The following is a 24366-nucleotide window of genomic DNA, read 5'->3' as shown; positions in this document are numbered from 1 at the left end:
TCCTCGGGCTCAATAGTGTGCTGAAATAGGCTTTTCAACAGGAGGGCTGATCATGTCGGTATATAAGTTGGCGGCGCAGTTGATGCAGGACAATCTGGCAACGGCGCAGGCGCAGGGCTTCAACGAGCAGGAACTGGCCAAGGCGTTGATGAACGAGGTGATCGCGGTATATCGCCGTGAGCGCAGCATCAGCGATATTGCGCATGAGCTGCACTTCCTCGCCGAGAACCTCGACGAGGATGCGGATTACGCTTTTATGCGGCCATAAGACAGGGCGAAAGGTTCAGGGCAGATCGACTTCGATGATGCCGTCGGCACTGACGGTGACATCGGCCTGCCCACCTTCAACCGAAGGGCTGGCTGACTCGGCGTCGGCCATCATGGCCATTTTCGCGCCGCGATACATCGGCGGCTGCATGAACTGACTGTTCAGGTTCAGATTGACGATCTTGTAGTCGGTCCCGCCCAGGCTGCGGGTGGCTATATCGGCACGGGCCTTGAAGGCTTCTATGGCTTCGCGAATCAACTCGTCTTCGGTGCTGCGACGGCTCTCGGGGGACAGACTGAATTGCATGTCGTCCAGGTTCAGCTCATCCATCAGTTTGCCCGTGAGCGTAGACAGGCTGGCGAAATCGGTGCTTTCGAGCAGAATGTCGCCACGCTCACGCCAGGCAATGATTTTCTCCCCTTTTTCGTCATAAACCGGTCGGCTACTGCGATTGCCGCTGGAGACGCTAACGCCTTCAGTCTGGCGGGCAATATCCAGCGCTTTGTTCAGGCGTTCGGTGATGCTGGTAGCGAGTTTGCCAGCATCCTTGGCTTGTTCTTCGGCATACAGGCGGACCTGGAGGGTGTCGTGGCTGACCGCCTGCTGCACTTCGGCGCGCAGGGATACCTGGTTGTAACGAACTTCTTCTGCCAGCAGACCCTGGGCGCTGAGCGCCAGCCCCAGGCCAAGACAAATCGGTGCAATTGTTGCTAAGCGCATAGAGTAAGTTCCTTCTGAGGTGAAATCGGGCTTCTGATGTGGCGTAGTGGCCCGTAATGCAGTCGAATGTAAGACCGGCACCAGGCCTGATAATTCCGCGCATCTGGTAACAGCTCAAGCGTACCCCGCCAAGGTTTTTTGTGCGACGCTGTTAAGCTCATGCTCTGGTATCGTACGCCATTCATTTCAGGAGTTTGCTACGTGCCCCAACGGATGTTCATGAGCCCCAACACACTGGCGCTGTCACCCACCCGGCAGAATCTGTGGCGATTGATATTGATTCGCTTGCTGGTGCTGCTGGTGCAAAGTCTGTCGGTGATGGGAGCCTACGTCAGCGGTTGGTTCGAGCTGCCGTGGACGCCTTTGCTATTGATCCTTGGGATCTCGGCGATGGTCAGCATACTCACGTTGTTGAGACTGTCGCGGCGCTGGCCGGTGACGGATTTCGAATACGGGGTACAACTATCCTTCGATATGCTGGTGCACAGTGTTCTGCTGTACTACTCGGGCGGGCCGACCAACCCCTTTGTTTCCTATTATCTGGTGCCTCTGACCATTGCTGCGGCGACCTTGCCCTGGTTCTACACTGCGGTATTGGCGGGGTTGGCAGTATCGGCCTACAGCGTGCTGCTGATCTGGTACGAGCCGCTGGCGGCTTTCGAGTTCAAGCTCTCTACCGGCTTGATCAATCTGTACATGATCGGCATGTGGCTGAACCTGGCGATGAGTGCCGGCCTGATAAGCTTGTTTGTGGTGCGCATGGCGGCTGCGCTGCGGCGGCATGCGGAACATCTGGCCGAGCGGCGCGAGCAGAGTATTCGCGATAATCAGTTGTTGGGCATCGCCAGCGTTGCCGCCGGCGCGGCGCATGAGCTGTCCACACCGCTATCGACCATGAGCGTGCTGCTCAAGGATCTGCGTACCGACTATCCCGATCCTCAGTTGCAGGAAGACCTGGCCCTGCTGCAGGAGCAGGTGAAGATGTGCAAGGACAGCCTGCAGCATATGGTCCGCCGCGCCGAGCACAGCCGTCAGCAACCGCATCATGATGAGCCGGTCGGTCTGTGGCTGAAAAGCCTGTTGGCGCGCTGGCAGCTGATGCGGCCTGAGGTGTCCTGGCAACTGCTGCCGCTGCCGGAGAAGGCTGCGCCGCTGATCAAGGCCAGCCCGGAGCTGGGCCAGGCGGTGCTCAACCTGCTGAACAACGCCGCGGACGCTTGTCCTGAAGGCATTCAGATAGCGCTGGAGTGGGATCAGCGCCGCCTGCGTCTGTCGGTGCGGGATTTCGGCCCCGGCGTGCCATTGCATATCGCCGAGCATATCGGCACTGCCTTTGTGACCACCAAAGGCAAGAAGGGCTTCGGTCTAGGCCTGTTCCTCAGTCATGCTGCGGTTCAACGTCTGGGCGGCAGCGTAAAACTTTTCAACCAGGATGGCGGCGGCACGCTGGCCGAAGTGATCTTGCCGATCGCATGGGAGACAGAGAATGAGTGAAGTACCAGAGCAGGAAGAGCAGCCGTTGCTGTTGCTCGTTGACGATGACCCCACCTTTACCCGCGTAATGGCCCGGGCCTTGTCGCGGCGCGGGCTGCGGGTGAATACGGCCGGCGGTGCCGAGGAAGCCATGCAGCTGGCGCGCGCGGAGCAGCCGGATTACGCCGTGCTGGATCTGAAGATGGAAGGGGATTCAGGGCTGGTGCTGTTGCCGCAGCTGTTGGAGCTGTATCCGGAGTTGCGAGTAGTGATTCTGACCGGCTATTCCAGCATCACCACCGCGGTCGAGGCGATCAAGCGTGGCGCCTGCAACTACCTGTGCAAACCTGCCGATGCGGATGATGTGCTCACCGCCCTGCTGTCTGAGCAGGCCGACCCGGACACCCTGGTGCCGGAACATCCGATGTCGGTCGACCGGTTGCAGTGGGAACATATTCAGCGCGTATTGGCCGAGCATGAGGGCAATATCTCTGCAACCGCGCGGGCGCTGGGTATGCACCGGCGCACCCTGCAGCGCAAACTACAGAAGCGCCCGGTAAGACGCTGAAGGGACTCGGCGAATACTGACTATAGCTTGGGGTTTGGCGTTAAAGCAGCTAGGGTGATACACAGGTTCTCTGAGCAGGGCGGTGTCATCATGTTTGCAGCGATGCGTTCCGACAGGATGCAGGCGGTACATTTGTTTGCCGATGAGCAGACAGGTCTCGAAGCCATTATTGCCATTCACAATACGCGTCTGGGCCCCGCCCTGGGCGGCTGTCGCTATATGCCTTACGCCACTACCGAACAAGCTGTCGCCGATGCGATTCGGCTGGCCCGGGGCATGAGTTACAAGGCTGCGCTCGCCGGGCTGGAACAGGGTGGCGGTAAAGCAGTGATCCTCCGCCCAGCGCATGTGCCCAACCGCGCCGCGTTATTCGAGGCGTTCGGGCGTTGTATCGAGTCGCTGCGCGGCGGCTACATCACCGCCGTGGACAGCGGCACCAGCCCCGAAGACATGGATTGCATTGCCCAGCAGACCGGGCATGTGACCAGCACCACCCAGGCCGGCGATCCGTCCCCGCATACCGCGTTGGGCGTACTGATGGGCATTCGCAGCGTCGCGCGGGCCAAGCTGGGCCGGGATGATCTCAGCGGAGTGCGGATCATGCTGCAGGGTCTGGGTAACGTCGGTTATGCATTGGCCGAGCTGCTGGTAGCCGAGGGTGCGGACCTGCTGGTGTCTGATCTGGATGCTGGCAAGGTCCGGCTGGCGGTGGACGAGCTGGGCGTCAAGCCGGTTGCGGCCGACGCGGTCTACGAATCGCCCTGTGACATCTTCGTGCCCTGCGGCCTGGGCGGCGTGCTGGATTCGCATACCATCAACCGGCTGCGTTGCGCTGCGGTGGCCGGTGCGGCCAACAACCAACTGGTGGATCGGGACGCGGCGGATCTGCTGGATGCGCGAGGCATCCTTTATGCGCCGGATTATGTGATCAACGCGGGCGGGCTCCTCTACGTGGCGTTGACCCACCGGGGCGTCGCAGCTGGCGACATTGCCCAGCGGGTCAAGCTGATCGGGGCGCGCCTGGACAGTATTTTTGCCCAGAGCATCGCCGAGGGACGCTCGCCCGCGGAGATCGCCGACCATCAGGCCGAAGCCATCCTTTACGGTGATTGAGCGGCCGTTGGTCAGCCTTCAGGTATAGGTCTTCAGGACTTGCTCAGGCCAAAGCGCTTGAGCAGCCGGGCGTCGAGTATCGAGGTCGGCAACCAGCGCTTTAGCCGCACCATGTTTCTGCTGTTGGCGCCGATCAACACGATTTCGGGACGCAGCGGACTGTTGACGTAGCCCATTAACTCCTTGGCAAAGTCCGTCGCGCTGGTTGAGCTGGCTTTCTGCGAAGCCTGAGCGCGCGCCTGCACCGCTTTTTCCCAAGGCTTGTACCAGGAGTCAGCGGCCATGGTGATAGCCGCGCTGGCATTGTTGCCGAAATCCGAAGCGATAGCGCCCGGCATGACCGTCAGCACGCCAATGGAGAAGGGCGTCAGCTCCAGCCGCAATGCATCCGAAATGGCATGCAGGGCGGCCTTGGACGCACAATATACGCCGGAAAATGGCGTGGTGGTGACGCCCGATACACTGCCGATATTGACGATCAGGCCCTTGCTGTCGCGCAACAGATCCACAGTGGCACGGACCATCTGCACCGGTGCAAATACGTTGGTATCGAACTGCTTGAGCAGGGTGGCGTGATCGGCATCCAGCATCGGACCCATAGCGCCGTACCCGGCATTGTTGACCAGCAGATCCAGACGCCCCGCTTCCTGACGCAAGCGCTCGGCACAGGCAGCAATCTGCTGTGCATTGTTGACGTCCAGCGTAACGGCTATGGCGCCCTTGGCAAGCAGCGGCGCGAGGCTCTCGGGATTACGGGCGGTGGCCCAGACCTGATAGCCCTGTTCAAGGCAGGCAAAGGCCAGCGCCTGGCCGATGCCGCTGGAGCAGCCGGTAATCAATGCAACAGGTTGAGTCATGTTGTTCTACCTTATTTTATGACAGGGTTTTTGGCGTGCCGCCGTGGCATTAATCCTGAAAATCCGCATTCAGCCGGTCCAGCCGGTAATCCAGGTCGGCCGCGTGAGCGCCGCTACGCAGAGGCGGTACTCTATAGCAACCTTGCCATTGCTGGCCGGGAGGCAGCGCCTGCTCGGTCTGGTAGGTAGCGTCGGTGATGCCGATATCCACCAGGTTGGTATTGTAGTCTGGCTGGGTCGCGGTCAACTGCCAGCGAATTAGAGTGGCAGTACGATCACTGCGATTTTCGATCAACACGCGCAGCGGTTTGCCGAACGCACAGTCATCGGGTTGGAAGGCGACGCTGGTATGCAGGTGATCAACCAGATTGCCGGTGTACCAGTGACGCAATCCCAGCGCTGCTGCCACCAGCAACGCTAATGCCGCGACTGCGCCGCTGATCGGCAGCATGATCCTAGGAAAACGCAGCAGCAGAACTACCCAGATCAGAAACAGTGCAATGCCTAAGGCCACGCGAATCTCCTGTTTGCAACTCGATGCAGGCATAGGCACTGACTCTACCAGACCCGTGGGCTCAGATCACCGCAGCGGTGGGCCAGCCGAATAATTCACAACTGTTATGCAGGCAAGCCTGGGCAAAAATTTCAACCGGCTCGCCTCGCAGAGCCGCCAGTTCACGGCAGATTTGCGGCAGATATTCCGGGCTGTTTCGCTGGTGGGCGCGAAAGTGTGGTGTCATATCCGGCGCGTCGGTTTCCAGCACCAGGCTGTCGATCGGTAGCGCGGCCAAGGTACGTCGCAGCTTCGTCGCCTGCGGCCAGGTAGCCGCGCCGCCCAGTCCGAGCTTGAAGCCCAGGCGGATATATTCCTTTGCCTCTTCCAGGCTGCCAGCAAAGGCATGCACTATGCCGGCGCGCGGCAGGCGGTGACGTTTCAGCATGGCGATGGTGTCGGCGTGCGCGCGGCGCACATGGAGCAGCACCGGCAGATTGGCGCTGGCGGCAAGGCTTAGCTGGGCGTCGAGGAGCGTCTGTTGGCGCTGGCGATCCAGCTCAGGCAGAAAGTAATCCAGGCCGATTTCACCCACGGCGCAGCATTGCGGATGCGCTGCCAGGCGCTCCAGGCGCTGGGCGAGATCGTCCAGATGGCTCGGCTGGTGTTGCTCCAAGTACACCGGGTGCAGGCCAAAGGCGCCGAACAGGCGACTATCCGCTTCAACCAACTGCCAGAGCCTGTCCCAGTTCTTCTGGTAGACACCGAGGATGATCAGCCGATCGACGCCCGCCTGTTCGCTGCGTTGCAATACCTGCTGGCGGTCGGCATCGAAGTCGGGAAAATCCAGGTGCGTATGGGTATCGATATAGCGCATAAATCAGGCGGGATTGCGGCTGGCCGGGGGGATCTCGGTGGTCGCCAGCAGTTGTTCTAGCAGAATGGGTTTGCCGAGGTGAAAGCCCTGGGCGTAATCCACCCCAATCTCGGTGACCAGATCGAGGATGGCTTCGCTGGATACATATTCGGCGACGATGGACTTGTCGAGAAAGTGGCCCATCTCGGTGATCGAGCGCACCAGCGCATAGTCGAAGTCATCCTCGGTAATCTGCCGAATAAAGGCGCCGTCAATCTTGATAAAGTCCACCGGCAGCTGCTTGAGGTAGGCATAGGATGACTGGCCGGCACCAAAGTCATCCAGCGAGAAGCGACAACCGATTTCCTTCATTTCGTTAATGAAATCGGCAGCGTCGGCCAGGTTGTCAATCGCCGCGGTTTCGGTGATTTCGAAAATCAGCTTTTCTCTCGGCACGTCGTAGCGCACCAGCATCTCGAACACATAGTCGAGGAAGGATTCGTCATTCAGCGAGCAGCCAGACAGGTTGATTGAGAAACCGCCGAAACGGGCCAGCTTCTGCGGATTGGCCACCATCCATTGCAGCACGGTGCCGATAACCCAACGATCCACCGCACCCATGCGGTTGTATTCTTCTGCCGCCTTGATGAAGTCGGAAGGCGCCAGGTGTTCGCCGTTATCATCAATCACGGTGAGCAGAATTTCATAATGCGTATGCACCGGATCAGTATCGCCGATCGGCTGGATTTTCTGGCAGCGCAATTTCAGCCGATTTTCATCCAGCGCGCGGTTGATGCGCGTGACCCAGGAAATCATGTCATCGCGTTCGCGAAAGCGTGTATCGCCGGGTTTGATCACCTGAATATCTTTATGCCCGGATTTTTTACACATGTCGGCGGCGGACTCGACCATGCGCAACAGCTCCATCGGTTCGGGGCTCTTGTCGTCAACATTGATCAAGGCTACCGCCGAGGAGATGATAAAGCTGTGCTGGCCACTCTCGAAGCGCTGTTCTTCCAGCGTCGCCTTGAGCTGCATTGCCAGCATAAAACCGTCGTTGTAGGTGAGTGATGGCAGCAGTACGGCAAACTGGTCGACACCAACGCGTCCGGCAATGGCGTTCTTGTCGAGCCGGCTGAGAATCTGTTCGGCAATATTGCGCAGAAAGGTATCGCCGACCTCATAACCGCAAGTGTTGTTGATCAGTTTGAATTGCAGAATGTCGATAAAGATCAGGCTAAAGCGATCACTGCTGTCCCGCGCGCGGGTCACACTCTGAGTCAGCCAGCGGAGAAATTCACGCCGTGCCTTCAGACCGGTTAGTTGATCCTGCGCGGCGTCCAGCGCCAGCTTGTCATAGACTTTCTGCACCAGGGCATCCAGGCCCTGCTCCAGAGCGGGAGCACCGGCGTCATTGAGGACTGTCAGGTTGCCGTCACGCAGCAGATGCGCGACCTGATCCAGAGACATCTCCTCGGCCTTCATCCCGCGGTGATTGCTGAACACGTAGCGGCTGAATTCATCGGCCACCCAGGTCAGATAGTACAGCTGGGACTCACTACCGAGAACGTGACGCTGCAACCACTGGCCGACCTGGAGCGCCTTGGCGCGCTTGATCCAGCGTTGCAGGGTTTTATCCGGTGGGACCTCTGCTGATTGCCCGGCGATCGAGTTGTTGCTATGCAGCGGGCTGACATACTGAACCGTGGCAAAATCCGTGCTGTGCGGGTAGTCCAGCAACTTCTCTAGATTCTGCACCACGGTTTTATGGCTGGCATTGGAGTCGGGGATTTTCGACAGGCCCTTGCGAATCAGCGTCAGCAACTTGTGACTGCTGAAGCGCAAGCGCGACTCGTCCCAGGCGCCGGGTACGGTGCGCACGATCAGTTGATCAAGCACCACCAGGGTCATCTCCCAGGCCAGGCTGGAGGTGCCCTCGCGGAAGTAGCTCAGGCGCATCAGTTCCTTCCAGCCCTGGTTGACCAGATCCAGTATCGGTTTACCTACCGGTTGCGGTGCCAGCAGCCGGTCCAGCTCCCATTCGATCAACAGATTGGCTTGGGTAATGCGTTGCTGGCCTTCGCAAGCCTCGGTTACCCGGGTAAGGTTGCGTTCGAAATAATGTTTTTCCCGGCCTACCAGTTCGTCCAGATCCCCGAGTACCTGTTTGAAGCCTTCATCTTCTTCACCCTCGTTTTTCAGGATGGTGCTGATGGCGTCGATAATGACCGGGCGGTTGTCGACAATATTGATGCTGCGCCGATCGGACAACAGCGCCAGGTAATTCACGGCCTGGCGGGCCGGATGGTATTCGGCGGAAAACAGCTCCGGGTCGCGCAGCATGACCTTGAGTATCGGTACCTCGAGCTTGCGCAGCTCGGCGCGCAGATCGTCCAGCACCCGCTCGTTGTACACGATGTTGTCAAACAGGCTCTCGACCATATCGGCTGAGTCCTGCTCGTACTCGCTGATGCCACCGGCAGCATGGCCGGCCTGCATCAAATACTGTTTGAGTGCGCCCGGGCTACCCAACTGGGCGTTGCCGTCGAGCAGCTGCTTTTGCAGTTGTCGCAGCGCATCCTGAGTGTCGCGGGCGGTAATCTGTGGTGGCAGGATCTGAGCTGACTGCCGCAGCTCTTCCGGATGCTCGCTATGCAGCTGGCGCTGCATGCTCCACAAACGTGAGACGGTATTAAACGCCGCCTTGATCCCCTTGCCGACGCGATTGCCGGAGGTTTCGCTGCTATTACCGTCGTCGCGGCTCGTCTGGCTGGTATCGGGTGCCGCCGAGTGTGACTCGGGACTGCTCTCCTTGACCTCAAAGTGCTGCTGATGAGTTTCAGTGGCGGCCTTGTCGCGCTTGAGTTTTTGCTGAGCCAGGTAGCGGGTGACATCAATGTCAGGAAGAATGCCGGTCTCGATAAACAGCTTGTTCAGTGACACATAAGCACTGTCCAGTTGCGCCAGCACGTTATCGTAAAACAGACCAAACACGACCCGTAGCAGGTCGTTGCTCAGCTGCAATGGGCGCAGCGTCGCCGCCCAGCCCATCGCCAGAGCTGCGGGGGAATAGGGGTTATAGACCGCCGCGGCGCCAGAGGTGAGCAGGGCGGCGTCGAGTCGCAACTGCAGTTCCAACAGCAGTTCGCGCAGTTGGACTTCTGCCTTCGAGATCGCCACACGCACCACGAGCCAGTCCTCAAACTCGTCTTTCGCCACCAGGGAAAGGGCACTGGCGGACGCGGTGTCGGCTAGATCGCCCTGGGCGTCCATTTGCGGCTCGGGACCCAGGCCCTTGGCTACCGCGTCTGCATTGGCGGTGATGCCGGCAATGCAGTGCCGACTCAGTTTGGCCTTTTGCGCCCGAATCAGCGTCATCGCATCGAGAAAGGCCTGCTGCCCAGCGTGGGTTTTCTTGTAATCCGCTTCCTGTAACAAAGTGAGTTCAAGTTGGCTGAAAAAGCCTTCGAACTGAGTATCGAGAAAGCGGCTGATAATACTGTTGGCTGACTTGATCAGCGTGATTTTTTGCGCGGGTTCAAGCAGTGTTTGGCCTGCCGCAGGATGCCAGGAAAGCTTCGACTGATGTTCGCTTGCTTGTTGAGCGGCCTGCTGCAACATCGCCAGATCGGCGGGGCGATGTTCACGCATGCGCAGGCCGATGCCGTGCTCGGACACATGAGCGACCAGAACATTGATGCTGACGCGGCGATTGTGCAGGCGAAAACTGACAGTGGCAGGGGCGCCCTTGCGCCGTGGCAAAGACAGCAGGGGGTCGGCCTGAGGGGGCAGGTCGAGGGTGATAAGCATGCCGCCCTGGCTGAAATCGCGTATACGGCAGCTGCGGTCATTTCCTGAGCCGAAATGACACTCGGCATCAATAGAGACGCTCTGACGGGCGAATTGTCGCTTATCCACAGCTCGACACCTTGGCAAACTGCCGTGAAAACTTCATTTCAGGAGTTTAGACGCATTGGGTGGAAAAAACAGTCAATTCGCGTCCAAACCTGACAAAACTAAGGGAGTACAGCGCGATCCTCGGGAACTCAGTGGTGCTCCCTGGTAGCCAGGAACCGGATGTCTGGCCAGCGCTCTTCGGTCAGGCTCAGATTGACCCGGGTCGGGGCCAGATAAGTCAGATGGCCGCCGCCGTCTATCGCGAGGTTCTCCATCGCCTTGTGGGTAAATTCCTCGAGCTTTTTCTTGTTGCTGGAATCGACCCAGCGCGCCGACCAGACATTGACCGGCTCGTACAGGCATTCGACTTTATATTCTTCCTTCAGGCGGCTGGCGACCACGTCGAACTGCAGCACACCCACCGCGCCGAGAATGATTTCATTGCTGCGCTCGGGGAAGAACACCTGCGTGGCACCTTCCTCCGCCAGCTCCTGCAGACCCTGACGAAGTTGTTTGGACTTCAGCGGATCTTTCAGCCGCACGCGGCGAAACAGCTCTGGCGCAAAGTGCGGAATGCCGGTGAACCCGATGCTCTCGCCCTGGGTGAAGGTGTCGCCAATCTGAATCGTGCCGTGATTGTGCAAGCCAATGATGTCGCCGGCCCAGGCCTCTTCCAGGTGTTCGCGTTCGGCGGCGAAGAAGGTCAGGGCTTCAGGAATGCGCAGTTCCTTGCCGGTGCGCACGTGGTGCAGTTTCATGCCCCGCTCATACTGGCCTGAACAGATACGCATGAAGGCGATGCGGTCGCGGTGTTTGGGATCCATGTTTGCTTGGATCTTGAACACGAAACCGGTAAAGGGCTCTTCGGTGGGTTCCACAGTGCGTTCATTGGCCGGACGCGGCAGAGGCGCGGGCGCCCAGTCGACTATCGCGTCCAATACCTGATCGACGCCGAAGTTGCCCAGTGCGGTACCGAAAAAGACCGGGGTCATCTCGCCGCGCAGGAATGCCTCGCGGTCAAATTCGTGACAGGCGCCTTGTACCAGTTCCAGCTGTTCAACGAAATCATCATAGAGATCGTCCAGGTGTGCTCGCGCCTCATCCGAATCCAGGTGGCGGATGATTCTGCTTTCGGTGCGTTCATGGCCATGACCGGTGGCATAGACGATGATCAGGTCCTGTTCCAGGTGATACACGCCTTTGAAATCGCGATAGCAGCCGATGGGCCAGGTGATCGGTGCGGCCTTGATATTCAGCACGGCCTCGATCTCATCCAGCAGTTCGATCGGGTCGCGGATGTCGCGGTCGAGCTTGTTCACGAAGCTGACAATCGGCGTGTCGCGCAGACGGCAGACATCCATCAGCGCGATGGTCCGCGGTTCTACGCCCTTACCGCCGTCCAATACCATCAGCGCCGAATCCACCGCGGTCAGTGTCCGGTAAGTATCTTCTGAGAAGTCTTCGTGACCGGGGGTGTCGAGCAGGTTGATCATGCAATCCCGGTAGGGAAACTGCATGACCGAGGTGCTGACCGAAATCCCACGCTGCTTTTCCATGGCCATGAAGTCGGAAGTGGCATGCCGGTCGGACTTGCGCGCCTTAACCGTACCCGCCACGTTGATCGCCTGACCCATCAACAGCAGGCGTTCGGTGATGGTGGTCTTGCCCGCATCCGGGTGAGAGATGATGGCGAAGGTACGACGTTTGGCGACTTCAGCAGCGTTGTTGCTCATTGAAAACCTTGCGGATGGAATAACGGGTGGGATTCGACCGGCGATTATAACCCATTGGGCCAGATCATTCGTCGGCAAACCGCTATGGATTTTCTGTCTCTACCGGGGCGGTGGCGCGGCTGCCAAGCAGTTGCGCAATCTTGTGCTCCAACGCCGGATGGGCCGACTGTTGCAGATGCAATCCCAGCTTGGTGCGCCGCCACAGAATGTCGTTGACAGTGCAAGCCCATTCTTCGCGCACCAGATAGCTGACTTCCTGCTCATACAGCCCCGCGCCATAGTGCTCGCCAAGGCTTTCCAGGCTATCGCAATCTGCGAGGATATGCCGGCACAAGGTGCCATAGGTGCGCACCCAACGTTTGAGTACTTTGGCCGGTAGCCACGGATATTGCTCGGCGAGCTCGCGTTGCAGGCTGGGTTGATCGAGAAAATCCCCGCCGGGCAGCGTCGCCTTGCTGGTCCAGGCCGGGCCGGCGTCGGCAAAGAACTGGCACAGACTGTCCGTCGCGGCTTCTGCCAGTTTGCGATAAGTGGTGATTTTGCCGCCAAAGATCGACAGTAGTGGCGCCGCTCCTGCTGGTGCGTCCAGCTCGAAGCTGTAGTCGCGCGAGGCTTTCTGTGCGGTGGCCGACTCGTCGTCCATCAGCGGTCTGACGCCGGAAAAACTCCAGACGATGTCACTGGCGCTGATGGTGTCACGGAAATGGCTGTTGACCACCGCCAGCAAATAATCGATTTCCTCGGTGGAAATGCTCACCTGGGAGGGGTCACCCTGGTAATCGACATCGGTGGTGCCGATCAATGAAAAATCATCCTCATAGGGAATCACAAACACGATACGGCCATCACTGTTCTGCAGAATATAAGCGTGCTCGCCGATGTTCATCCGCGGCACGACAATATGGCTGCCCTTGACCATGCGTATCTGTTTGGCCGCAGTCTGACCCACGGCTTGAGTAAGTACCTTACTGACCCAGGGCCCCGCGGCGTTGACCAGGGCGCGGCACTGGTATTCGGATTGCTCACCGCTATGCAGGTCTTCCATCAGCACCCGCCACAGCGTGCCTTCGCGCACCGCACTGACACAGCGCGAGCGGGTGCGGATGACTGCACCCCTGGCGGCTGCAGCCTTGGCGCAAAGCACCACCAGACGCGCGTCATCTACCCAACCATCGGAATACAGGAATCCACGGGTAATGCTCTTGACCAGCGGGCTGTCGGTGTTGAAACGGATGCCTTTCGACGCCGGCAGCAGTTCACGGCGGGCCAGATGGTCATACAGGAACAGACCGATACGGATCATCCAGGCCGGGCGCAGGTGGGGCTGATGGGGCAGGCAGAAACGCATCGGCCACATGATGTGCGGTGCATTGCGCAGCAGCGATTCGCGTTCGGCCAATGCCTCCCGGACCAGGCGAAATTCATAGAACTCCAGATAACGCAGCCCGCCATGAATCAGCTTGCTGCTGCTGGAAGACGTGGCCGAGGCCAGGTCGTTCATCTCGCAGAGCATTACCTTGAGACCGCGGCCGGCTGCATCCAGCGCGATGCCGGTGCCGTTGACGCCACCGCCAATAACCACTACGTCTAGGGGGGCTGGATTCACGGAGTCTTGCTCTGAAGTGGTCATGGGTCAGCTCTGAAACAGGGTAGGCACTGGCCCAATAGTACACAGCAAGTGATGGGTGGTCATGCTGCTACACGTCTGGTAACGGTTGTATGCCTGGTGGGCCGCCAGGCATGCGCTCAGGCTCAGGCCGGTTGCTGCGCTAGCGGGCTTTTCAGGTCCAGATTATCCAGCAAGCCCGGCAGCCCATGCACGTGGCCTTGAGCGTAGTCCACGCCAATGCTCCTGACGGTTTCCAGAATATCTTCGGCGGCGACGTATTCAGCAATGACTTTCTTGTTCAGGTAGTGACCCATCTCGGTGATCGAGCGCACCAGTGCGAAGTCCACATCGCTGCGGGTGATGTCGCGCACAAAGGCGCCGTCGATCTTGATGAAATCCACCGGCAAGCGTTTGAGGTAAGAGTAGGAGGACTGGCCCACGCCAAAATCATCCAGGGAAAAACGGCAGCCGATACTGCGCATCTCGTTGATAAAGTCGGCGGCGTCTTCCAGATTGGCCACGGCGGTGGTTTCGGTGATCTCGAAAATCAACTTGTCCCGCGGTACCTGGTAGCGCACCAGCGCGTCAAACAGGTAGTCGAGGAACGAATCATCGTTCATCGAATGGCCCGACAGGTTGATCGAGAAGCCGCCGAACAGGTGCATCTGATCCTGATGTTCCATCATCCAGCGCAACACGGTTTCGATCACCCAGCGGTCGACCGAGCCCATGCGATTGTAATCTTCTGCCACCTTGATGAAGTCCGCCGGCGGCATGTGCTCGCCCTGGTCATCAATCACTGTGAGCAGCACTTCGTAGTGGGGCAGAGCGGCGTCCTGCTGATGCAGCGGGGCGATTTTCTGGCAACGCAGTTTCAGGTTGTTTTCATCCAGCGCCCGGTTGATGCGCGTGACCCAGGTCATCACCTCATCCAGCTCTTCGAGGCGTTCATCACCGGGTAGTACCAGTTGAATGTCCTTGTAGCCGGAACGTTTGGATATTTCAGCGGCGGCTTCAACCGAGCGCAATAAATCCATGACCCGCTGATTCTCATGATCGAAGCCCAGCATCGCCACCACAGTATTGATGACGAAACTGTGATGCTCATGTACGAAACGTGTGGTTTCGATCGCGGTTTTCAGGTCGGTGGCCAACCGGTAGCCTGCTTTGTCCGCTTCCATGGGGGCGAGAATCGCGAACTGATCGGGGCCAACCCGACCGACCAGCGCCTCGGTGTCGACAAAGCTGCTGATGCGCCGCGCCAGTTCGTTGAGGAAGCGGTCGCCGGTTTCATAGCCACAGGTATTGTTGATCACCTTGAACTGCTGAATATCGAGGAAGATCAGCGTGTAGGTGGTCTGCTCCTGCTGCGCCTGGGCGACACACTGAGCCAGGCAGCGGGAAAATTCCTTGCGCGTCAGCAGGCCAGTCAGTTGATCGTGAGAAGAATCGAAGGCCAGCTTGTCATAGATCTTCTGCACCAGCGCATCCAGCCCCTGTTCAACGGCGGGCATGGCTGTGTCGTGAATCAGCTCCAGGTGGCCGTCGCGCAGCAACTGGGCAACCTGCTCAAGTGACAGTCCTACGGTTTTGGTGCCGTGGTGATTGGCGAACATGAACTGGCTGGCATCATCGGCCATCCATACCAATTGGTACAGCTGAGTGGGTTGCTGATCCCGGGTCAGCTCGAACCACTGCGAGACTTTCAGGTTGCGGGCGCGTTTGAGCCAACGTACCAGCCCCATATCGGTATCGACTTGGGCAGCCAGACGCGCATCCAGCACATCGCTGTTAAGCTCCGCAGAGCTGTAGAGCGCCATCGGTGTGGTGTCTTGTATTCCGCTGCTTAGCAACTGGGCAATCTGCTCGATCATGTCGGCGTGCGCGTAACCGTCTTCGGGCACTTTGGACAGCCCCTTGCCCAGCAGTTTGAGCAGCTGGTCCGGGGTTTGCAGCGGTTGCCGTGCCTCGTTGCTCTGCGGCAGCAGATGCCAGAGCAATTGGGTTAACACTGTCAGGCTCATCGTCCAGGAGGCACTGCTGATCCCTTCGCGCAGGTAGCTCAGGCGCATCAGATCCTTCCAGCCGTGATTAACCAGATCGATCAGCACGGTCGGGACCGGACGATCAAACAGCTCGCTCAGTTGACGCTCGATCTGCCGGTTGGCCTGAATCAGGCGTTGCTGACCTGCGCAGGTTTCGCGAATACGGCTCAGGTTGCGCTCTATAAAGCGTTTTTCCCGGGAGACCAGCTCATCCAGATTTTCCAGGCTCTGGCTGAACGCCTGAGTGTCGTCCTCGCTCTCCAGAATATGTCGAATGCTTTCAAGTATCGGGCCTTTATTGGCTTCCAGGTTGATACTGCCCTGATCCGATAGCAGCGCCAGATAATTCACTGCCTGGCGCGCTGGATGAAAATCGCCACTGAACAGCTCCGGATCCTTGAGCATGATCTTCAGCAGCGGTACCTGCAGTTTGCGCAGCTCCTCCTTGAGGTCACTCGCTACCCGCTCGTTCTGCACAATGCTGTCAAACAGCGTTTCGATCATTTCGACTGAGTCATGTTCGAACTCGCTCAGCTCCATCCGCGTCCCGCCGCTGGCCTGCATCAGTTGCTGCTTGAGCGCACCAGGGCCAGTAAAGCTGACCTGGCCTTGCAGCATCCGCGCCTTCATATCATTCAGCGCGGTTAGCGCGGTGGAGGATGGTTGCATACCCGTGATCGTGCTGTTCTCAACCAGTTGCTGGCGTGGGTGAGTCAACTGCCGCTGGATGTTCATCAACTGGCTGGCTGCACCGAACGCCTGGCCAGTGCCCGATGCAGGGTAAGCCTCTGAGGCGGACTCCGGTGGCGACTGGTGGCCCTCAGCGGCCGTTGGCTGTGGCGCCGACGCAGGGGCGGCAGGCGGTTCGGCCATGTTCTCTGCTGCCGTCACCGCGGGGGCGGGCGGGCGTGTCGACCGAGGTTGCTGAGCTTGCGAAGCCAAATAGTGATTAACGTCCAGACCGGGAAGAATATCGGCGTCGACCAGAAGCTTGTTGAGTTCCTGATAGGCAGTGTCCAGCTGCGCAAGGATGCGCTCTTGCAGCACTTTGAAAACCACCTCGATAACCTTGTTGTTAAGCCCGAGATGACGAATGACTTCGAAGAAGGTATTGCACAGCGCCGAGGGTGAGTAAGGATTGAAGGTACGGCTGGCGCCGCGATTGCCGAAAGCGGCATCAATACGCAGTTGCAGTTCTATCAAGCTGTCGCGCAGCTGCAGCTCAGTCCGCGATATGGCGACCCGCACGACCAGCCAATCCTCGAAATCATGCTTGTCGACCAGCGCCAGCGTGTGCACCTTGCCCTCGTTCTGCTCGGCGACCTGCTCGGGTACCTGCCGGCCCAGCGCAATATCCAGTGCTGTTTCGCCTATGCGGTTGACCGTGGCGCCAAGCACCCGCTGGCGTTGCTTGCGAAATAGCGCGATGGCATCAAAGAAGGGTTGTTGCAGGGCCTGGGTCTTTTGCCGGTCTGCTTCAATCAGCAGAGCGGTTTCCAGCTCGCCGAAATAGCCGGTGAAGTGATCTTCCAGAAACAGCTTGAACGCCAGATTGGTGGTCTTTGCCAGGTTCTCCCGGCGTTCCGGGCTGAGTTGCTGCTGCCCGGCCAACAGCTTGCGCGGTAGCGCTGCGGAGCTGGCGCGGTTGCCTTGGGTCGCTTGCTGTAGCGCGGTGTAGTTTTCCTGGCTTGGCACCACCAGCCGCAAACCTGCGCCCTGGTCGGTGAAGCGCACCACCTCCACATCCATCGCAATGCTGCGGTCAGGCAGTTCCAGACAGATACTTGCGGGCCTTGCTTGGCTTGACCCCGTGCTGCGTTTTAGCCGAGCCAGCACCAGATCGTCCAGGCTGACGAGCATGCCGGCCTGACTGAAATCACGAATGATGCAACGGAAGTTGTCATTCAGACTCAGGCTGAGTACGGCATTAAACTCGGCGGCCTTTCGTGGCCATCTTCTCTTTTCCATGACTACACCATTGGCAGGACTGCAAGTCGTTCGCCCAGTTTAGATGTGAACCGGGCAAATGTCCCTTGCTGCGACGCAAGCAATCGGGCTGCTGTTCTCTAGGTAGTCACTTTGGCGCGGTCGGTCAGCCTGGTTTGCTCAACCTTGCTTTATGTTCGCAACCGTCCCGTCCAGCCTGTGGCGGAGACTTTCTGGCATCTCTGTCTTATGTGTGAGTCGCGCTGAGTTATTTGCATGCAGATGAAATTTTTTTGACGAATAGATTGCCTTTGAAACGAAGTGATACTATTTTGGCATCGTGGCAGTTAGCTATGACATTTTTCTTTGGGGGCGGGAGCAGGGTTTTCTGTCACGCAGTCATAAAAATCAGAATATAAACAAGGGACTCGAATGGCCCCGAGTAGTTTAAGCCAGGCAGTAACCAGCATCGGAAAGCTGGTCGGTTTGCTGATAACAGTATTATTTTCGCTCGGAGTGGTCGCCGCACCATCAAAGTCCGTGCCTGCAAGCGTTGCCTTCTGGTATGCCGACAAGCCGCCGCTCGGCGAGCTTGCGCAGTTCGACTGGGTGGTTTTTGAACCGGAGCATATGACGCCCGCTGACGTCTCATTTGTCGTCGCGCAGGGGTCGCATCCGTTCGCCTATCTTTCCATCGGCGAGCTGGACGAGCATCAGGCGCAATCCCGTCCCGATTTGCTCGAGCATGCCGCGGAACAAACGCGCAATCCCGGCTGGAACAGTCATGTCATGGACCTGACCAGTGCCGGATGGCGAGATTATATTTTCAGCCGCGCGGCCGAGCTTGAGAAGCGTGGCTACGCCGGCCTGTTTCTGGATACCCTCGACAGCTTCACGCTGCTCGCCGAAGACCAGCGTCCTGCGCAGCGCGATGCGCTGCTGGCGTTGTTGCGTGATCTTCACCAGCGTTACCCGCAATTGAAATTATTCCTCAACCGTGGCTTTGAAGTGCTGCCTGATCTCAAGCAGGGCGTGGCAGCTGTGGCGGTTGAATCGATTCACGCCAGCTGGGACGCGCGGCGGCAAGTGTACCGGCCGGTACCGGAGCAGGATCGCGCCTGGCTTACCGAACAGTTGAAGTCGGTGCGCGAGCGCAGTATTCCGATTGTGGCGATTGACTATCTGCCTGCCGAGAGGCGCGCTGAAGCGCGTAAGCTCGCCAGTCGGCTGGTCGGCGAAGGATATCTGCCGTATATCAGTACCCCAGGGTTGGATACGCTGGGTGTGGGTAGCATCGAAGTGCAGCCCCGGCGCATAGCCGTGCTGTACGACCCGCGCGAAGGCGCACTGACGCGTACCGGTGGCTTCAGGTCCTTGGGCGGCCTGTTGGAATACATGGGCTATCGGGTCGACTATCTGCCCGTTGATGACTCGCTCCCTACCTCGACGATGACCGGGCTCTACGCCGGGGCAATCGTGTGGATGACTTCCGGGGTGCCGGAAGCCAGAGGCGTGTTCAACAGGTGGATAGACAATCGGTTGGAGGAGGGCACACCGCTGGCGTTCTTTCAAGGTTTGCCGATTGATGACGCGGCGATTCTCACCAAGTTGGGTTTGCAGCTTAACGGCATGCAGCCCATCTCAGGTCTGGAAATAGTCAGCCAGGACCGGGAGCTGATCGGCGCATTCGAAGCGCCCTTGGTAGTTCGCTCGCGTGGGCTGGCAGCGATCGGTAGCCAGTCCAGCGCCAACAAGACCGGGCTGGTGCTGGTTGATGCAGCAGGGCGTGAGCATACCCCTGTAGTCACCGGTGACTGGGGCGGGATTGCGCTGGCACCCTATGTGTTCGAAGGCGAGGACGACACCCGGCAATGGATCATCGATCCCTTTGCCTTCCTGCAACGTGCTCTGCAGCTGGCTCCGTTGCCTGCTCCCGACGTAACCACCGAGAACGGGCGGCGTATTGCTACGGTGCACATCGATGGTGATGGATTCCCGTCGCGAGCGGAGATTCCCGGCACGCCCTATGCCGGAACCACGGTGCTTAACGACTTCATCAAACCTTACCCGCTACTGACCTCTGTTTCGTTTATCGAAGGTGAGATCGGTCCGCAGGGCATGTATCCCTATCTGGCGCGCGAATTGGAGCCGCTGGCACGGCGTATTCTGTCCCACGAGCGGGTAGAGCCGGCCACCCACACCTTCAGCCATCCGTATTTCTGGCAGGCGGAAAGAGACAGTCAGCAGGAAGGTTTTCAGGCCGACTATGGCCTTAAATTGCCGATCCCTGGCTACGACAAGATCGATTTCAAACGCGAGGTGTTCGGTTCGCGTGATTACGTACGCGATCGCCTGGCGCCAGCGGACAAGCCGGTAAAAATGATTTTCTGGAGCGGCGACGCGATACCGGATGCGCCGACTATCAAGCTTGCGTATGACGCAGGATTGCTCAACGTCAATGGCGGCGAGACCCGCCTGACCCGTGCCGATTCGTCGCTTACTGGTCTGTATCCGCTGCTGCGTCCCACAGCTGGAGGCCTGCAGGTTTACGCGCCGATCATCAATGAGAACGTCTACACCAATCTGTGGCAAGGGCCGTATTACGGTTTCCGCGATGTGATTGAAACCTTCGAGCTCACCGACTCGCCACGACGTATGCGCGGCCTGCACCTGTATTACCATTTTTATTCCGGCACCAAAATGGCCGCCATCAAGGTGATGGGGGATGTCTACCGGCACATGATGGATCAGCAGCCGATCTCGCTGTGGATGAGTGACTATCTGCTGCGCGCCCATGGTTTGCATACAGCTTCCCTGGCTCGTACTGCTGGCGGGGCATGGCAGATCCGGGCGCTGCAGGGTTTGCGTACCGTACGCCTGGACCCATCGCTGGGTTGGCCGGATATGTTGGCATCGGAGGGTGTTGCTGGTGTCGTCGATCTGCCCCAGGGGCGGTATGTGCACCTCAGCGCGGAGCGCGCGCTACTGACGCTGCAGGCCACCCGTGATACCGCTCCCGCTCTCGAACAAGCCAACGTGCCGCTGACGGCTTGGCGTTACCTTGATGAACGGCGGGTAGAGCTTTCTTTTGCCGGTGAATTCCCTATCGCTTTCTCTATTCGCTCCAACTCGGCTTGCCGTCTCGAAACGGCCGGACAAAAGGTCAGCGGGCGGGCAGCGAATGGACTCTGGCACTTCTCCTTATCGACTAAACAGGTGAGTAATGCGCAACTCGTCTGCGAGTAAACCCGTCCGGCTGATCAGCCCCTGGACGCTGGCGTTCTCCGCCGCGGCTATTGGCGGCGTGCTCGTGTTGACCTATAACAGCGAGGACGTGTTCCTCCCTGACGACCAGGAGCGCGCTGACGATGTCTCCGCCAGCTACGCCGAGGTTTTGTTGGCCTCACGTCCCGAGGATGATGAGCTGCGTCTTGATCTGGTCCAGCTGCTGGTGGACCTCGGGCAATACAGCCGGGCCCGGCGGCATCTGCTGGCTTGGGAAAATGCCGACCCGGTGCAGCTGGAGTACCACCGGCGGACCATTGATGCACTCAGTGCGATCAATGGTACCAGTCCTGATCGCATAGCCCAGGCTAGCGAGCAGATGATGGAGTTTGATCACGGTCAGCTGTCGGTTGAGCAAGCGCGATCCTGGGCCGAGCTGGCGCTGAAGATGGAAATGCCCTGGCTGGCGGCGGATGTTTATCACTCGCTGGCGCATCGGGTTCCGGAAGAACATCTCGCCTACCTCAAACTTGCTGCGCGCTGGTACCTCGCCAGTGGGCAGTCGGGCAAGGCAGCGATGATCTATCTGGATATTCTGGCCGCCAGCGAGAAAGTAGAAGACCGCCGTTATTACCTGCGCGAAGCCTACGACGCCCTGCTTGCAGTGGGCGCCGGGGACCAGGCGTCCAGGCTCCTGGTCAGGGAGCGCGATGAGCTGACCGCCGCCGACGCTGCCTGGCTGGAGCAAGGTGTGCAGATGGCCACTGGCAGTCAGCGCATGGATCTGGCCACTATTCTGGTCACCCGCTGGCGCGAGCTGCAGCCCTATCAAGCAGAACCGGTGCAGGCGCAATTTCGCCTTGAGTTGGCCTCGGGTGATCTGCCTGCCGCTTGGCAAACCGGTAACACCCTGTTGGCCTTGCGCCCGATCGATACTGAACTCCTGGTACAGATGGCCAAGCTGGGCGAATGGCTGGGTCATAGCCAGAAAGCGCTGGATTACTGGATCAGATACCTGAGCCTGGAGGAGGATCCGCAGGCGCGTGAACACGCCTGGAGGCTCGCATTCCAGTTGTATGATTACGAACGTGGTATCGCCTTGCTGGAGCCTGCTGCGCAAGGTCAAAGGCTGTCTGATGAAAAGCTCGATGCCTTGGTGTTCGGCCTTGAATCGCTGGGTGAGCCGGACCGGACCGAAGCCTGGTTGCGTCAGTATCTGGACAATTACCCTAATCACCGGATGGCCTGGCTGCGGCTGGTGCAGAGCCTCGAGCACACGCAGCAGTTTGAAGCGCAAACGCTGGTGTGGGAGCGCATGTCCAAGCAGTTCGAGCTGAGTACTACCGAGCGCATAGAATGGGCCAGCGCGCATTGGCGCATTTCCCAGCCGCAGCGCGCCTGGGACATTCTCGATATCGACAATCGTGATATTGATGACCCCGAGTACTGGCGCACCGTTGCCGGGCTCGCGTGGGAACTGGAACGTGACGACGAGCTACGCATCGCTTACGAGCGCATGTTGGAGCAGGGCATCGCGTTGAACAGTAGTGAACAGAATCAGCTGATCGAGTTCTACCGCCTGGAGCAGCCGCGCAAGGCGCTGGATATGCTGCTGCAAGGCTGGCGTGAACGCGGTGACGCAGAGTACCTGATCCTGGCGCTGGAAATGGCCACCGTGCTGGGTGATATCGATTTGTTACGCGAGTTGTTGGCGGAAGCCGACGAACAGCCGAACGTTGGACGTCAAGCCGGTGTGCTGCTCGCCAAGGGTTGGCTGGCGGAGCGCGACGAGGACGTTGACGAGGCGGCCCGTATTTACCGCTCCGCTCTGGCCCTCTACCCCAACAACGCGCTGGTCCGTGAACGCCTGATGTGGTTTTTTATCGATCATCGGCGCACTGCTGACTTGCCCTTGATGACCCACCGCTGGCGAGCTTTTGCGCGGCGTAACGGCAATATGTGGCTACCGTTCGCGGCGGCCAATCAGATGCTCGGTCGACACGAAGAAGCGCTGGCCTGGTACCGCATGCATTTGCGTGCCAACCCCTATGACTGGCTGGCCCGCGCCGCCTATGTTGACGGCCTGGAAGCGGCCGAGCGCTTCGATCTGGCCCAGCGGCTTCGGCACCAACTGGTCAAGGAATTCGAGAGTCGGCCCGGCGACGGAGCGAACATGGTGTTCGAGTCGCCGGAAGCCGCGCCCCAGCGTTATGCCGTCTGGCTGCGTCTGTTGGCCAGCAGTCACTCGGGATTGCGCTCCGAGCGTCAGGCCATGCAATGGCAGGACGGCTCACCAGCGATGCTGCAGTTGTGGTTCGATCGTATGCTCACCCAGCTCGACATGGTCAATCAGTCGTCGCAGAAAGACGCCTGGCAAGCCTGGGGGCGCAGCCACGGCCTTGAGGTCAATGCCTATCACAATATGCAGGAAGCGCTACGCAATTATAACCGCGACATGCTCACCGAACTGGTAGCCAGAGGTGAGCTTGATCCTGCACAGAACGTCGAAGCGCTTGATCGTCTGGGCGAAGAAAGTGCCGCGCTCGGTTTGGCGCTCAGCCATCTGGGTGCGCAAAACCCGACGATTGTCGACATTCAGTTGCGTCGCCAGGCGGTGGATATTCAGTCGCGCGTTCCGCAGGGTGCTCGCATAGGTTGGATGCGCGAGGATCTTGGCGGTATAGAACTCAGTGGTACGCACGCTACCCTCGCCGGTCATGTACTGGATGACTGGTATACCAGTCTCGATCTCAAGCGTCAGGATTACACCGCTGACGAGCTCGACACCAGCGAACTGGGCACCGAAAACACCGCAACCGTCACACTGAGTCGCAAGCTGGCCAACGGTCGGGTTGCGGTCGCAGTTGACAGCAGCACCCGTGCTGACGAAGACCGGCAGGGCGTGGAGATATCTCGCTCGTGGCAGTTGGGCGCGCGTGATCAGATCGAGGTTGGACTCGGCTGGAACCAGGAAAGCCTCGACAGCGGATACATGCGAGCGGTGGGTGAACAGGATGCAATCTGGATCGCCGGCATTCACGGTCTGTCATCCCGCGATCAGCTCTCATGGTCAGTCGAGCGGCGTGCTTATGGCACACGCTATGGTCATGACCTGGGTAATGGCACCGCCTTCAATCTCGAGTTCAATCAGATTCAGCAGTTTGAGGGTCCGACCTGGGTGACGCGCGCGGGTATCGATTATCAGCGCAACAGTTTGAGCGGGGGTGAGCTGGACGGCCTGACGGTAGCCGATGGCGGGCCGATCGAGCTGGAGGCTGTTGAAGCCTCCACCCTGTTGCAGGAAGAGTACGGCCGGCTGTATGCCGGCAGCTCGTGGCGTCGCGGGTTTCCCGGCGCGCTTAATCGTGACCAGCCGGATTATACCTGGCTGGTAGATGTGCAAGCAGGATGGGATTGGGTTGATAGCCAGTTCACCTATGGCCTCAGCACCGGGATCGGTACGCGGGTGTTCGGTGACGACGAGCTGGCCTTCAACCTGGGCTACCAGTCAGCGCCGAGAGGCACTGATACCGAGTCTGGCGGCATGCTTGGACTGACCTATAGCAAGAGATTTGGACGCTGA

At 59.1% G+C, this 24366-nt stretch carries 14 protein-coding genes; 6 read left to right on the top strand and 8 right to left on the bottom strand.

Annotation, left to right across the window (positions count from 1 at the left end; translation table 11 throughout):
• The first annotated feature begins 52 nt into the window (after positions 1 to 52).
• Positions 53 to 268, top strand: coding sequence for a hypothetical protein (locus tag DT594_RS09620; protein ID WP_149332469.1), 216 nt, complete (start codon positions 53 to 55; stop codon positions 266 to 268).
• Positions 269 to 283: 15 nt separating this feature from the next.
• Here DT594_RS09620 and DT594_RS09615 read toward each other — a convergent pair whose 3' ends face one another.
• Entirely contained in the window at positions 284 to 988 is a 705-nt protein-coding gene (locus tag DT594_RS09615; protein WP_149332468.1) for an SIMPL domain-containing protein, read from the bottom strand.
• Between the two features lie 219 nt (positions 989 to 1207).
• Here DT594_RS09615 and DT594_RS09610 point away from each other — a divergent pair, with 219 nt between their 5' ends.
• From DT594_RS09610 to DT594_RS09600, 3 genes are all read left to right on the top strand, one after another.
• The gene (locus DT594_RS09610; protein ID WP_246164602.1) at positions 1208 to 2482 is read left to right on the top strand and encodes an ATP-binding protein; all 1275 of its coding nucleotides are present in this window, start codon (positions 1208 to 1210) and stop codon (positions 2480 to 2482) included.
• Positions 2475 to 3029: a response regulator transcription factor gene (locus tag DT594_RS09605; RefSeq protein WP_149332467.1), complete on the top strand. Its 555-nt coding sequence runs from the start codon at positions 2475 to 2477 to the stop codon at positions 3027 to 3029. Before DT594_RS09610 ends, DT594_RS09605 begins: the two co-directional genes overlap by 8 nt.
• A gap of 90 nt (positions 3030 to 3119) precedes the next feature.
• On the top strand, positions 3120 to 4142 hold the full coding sequence (locus DT594_RS09600; protein ID WP_149332466.1) for a Leu/Phe/Val dehydrogenase: 1023 nt from the start codon (positions 3120 to 3122) through the stop codon (positions 4140 to 4142).
• Positions 4143 to 4174: 32 nt separating this feature from the next.
• On the opposite strand, the gene DT594_RS09595 is transcribed toward DT594_RS09600, so the two are convergent.
• From DT594_RS09595 to DT594_RS09565, 7 genes are all read right to left on the bottom strand, one after another.
• Positions 4175 to 4999, bottom strand: coding sequence for an SDR family oxidoreductase (locus DT594_RS09595; RefSeq protein WP_149332465.1), 825 nt, complete (start codon positions 4997 to 4999; stop codon positions 4175 to 4177).
• 49 nt (positions 5000 to 5048) lie between these two features.
• Positions 5049 to 5513: a hypothetical protein gene (locus DT594_RS09590; protein ID WP_149332464.1), complete on the bottom strand. Its 465-nt coding sequence runs from the start codon at positions 5511 to 5513 to the stop codon at positions 5049 to 5051.
• A gap of 61 nt (positions 5514 to 5574) precedes the next feature.
• Entirely contained in the window at positions 5575 to 6369 is a 795-nt protein-coding gene (locus DT594_RS09585) for a TatD family hydrolase (RefSeq protein ID WP_149332463.1), read from the bottom strand.
• Positions 6370 to 6372: 3 nt separating this feature from the next.
• Positions 6373 to 10266 (bottom strand): DUF1631 family protein, encoded by a 3894-nt coding sequence (locus tag DT594_RS09580; RefSeq protein ID WP_178091492.1) that lies wholly within the window; start codon positions 10264 to 10266, stop codon positions 6373 to 6375.
• A 128-nt stretch (positions 10267 to 10394) separates the two neighbouring features.
• Complete coding sequence (locus tag DT594_RS09575) at positions 10395 to 11978, bottom strand: peptide chain release factor 3 (protein ID WP_096347139.1); 1584 nt, start codon at positions 11976 to 11978, stop codon at positions 10395 to 10397.
• 82 nt (positions 11979 to 12060) lie between these two features.
• Entirely contained in the window at positions 12061 to 13608 is a 1548-nt protein-coding gene (glpD, locus tag DT594_RS09570; RefSeq protein ID WP_149332461.1) for a glycerol-3-phosphate dehydrogenase, read from the bottom strand.
• A 122-nt stretch (positions 13609 to 13730) separates the two neighbouring features.
• Positions 13731 to 17600: a DUF1631 family protein gene (locus DT594_RS09565; RefSeq protein ID WP_149332460.1), complete on the bottom strand. Its 3870-nt coding sequence runs from the start codon at positions 17598 to 17600 to the stop codon at positions 13731 to 13733.
• Between the two features lie 390 nt (positions 17601 to 17990).
• Here DT594_RS09565 and DT594_RS09560 point away from each other — a divergent pair, with 390 nt between their 5' ends.
• Together DT594_RS09560 and DT594_RS09555 are read left to right on the top strand one after the other, a co-directional pair.
• Positions 17991 to 20804: a bifunctional glycoside hydrolase/polysaccharide deacetylase family protein gene (locus tag DT594_RS09560; protein WP_149332459.1), complete on the top strand. Its 2814-nt coding sequence runs from the start codon at positions 17991 to 17993 to the stop codon at positions 20802 to 20804.
• Entirely contained in the window at positions 20782 to 24366 is a 3585-nt protein-coding gene (locus tag DT594_RS09555; RefSeq protein WP_149332458.1) for a tetratricopeptide repeat protein, read from the top strand. Before DT594_RS09560 ends, DT594_RS09555 begins: the two co-directional genes overlap by 23 nt.

The organism is Halopseudomonas laoshanensis, assembly GCF_008365385.1.
Lineage (GTDB): Bacteria > Pseudomonadota > Gammaproteobacteria > Pseudomonadales > Pseudomonadaceae > Halopseudomonas > Halopseudomonas laoshanensis.
Note: the sequence above shows the minus strand (reverse complement) of the source record. Positions and strands in the feature narration are given on the sequence as shown.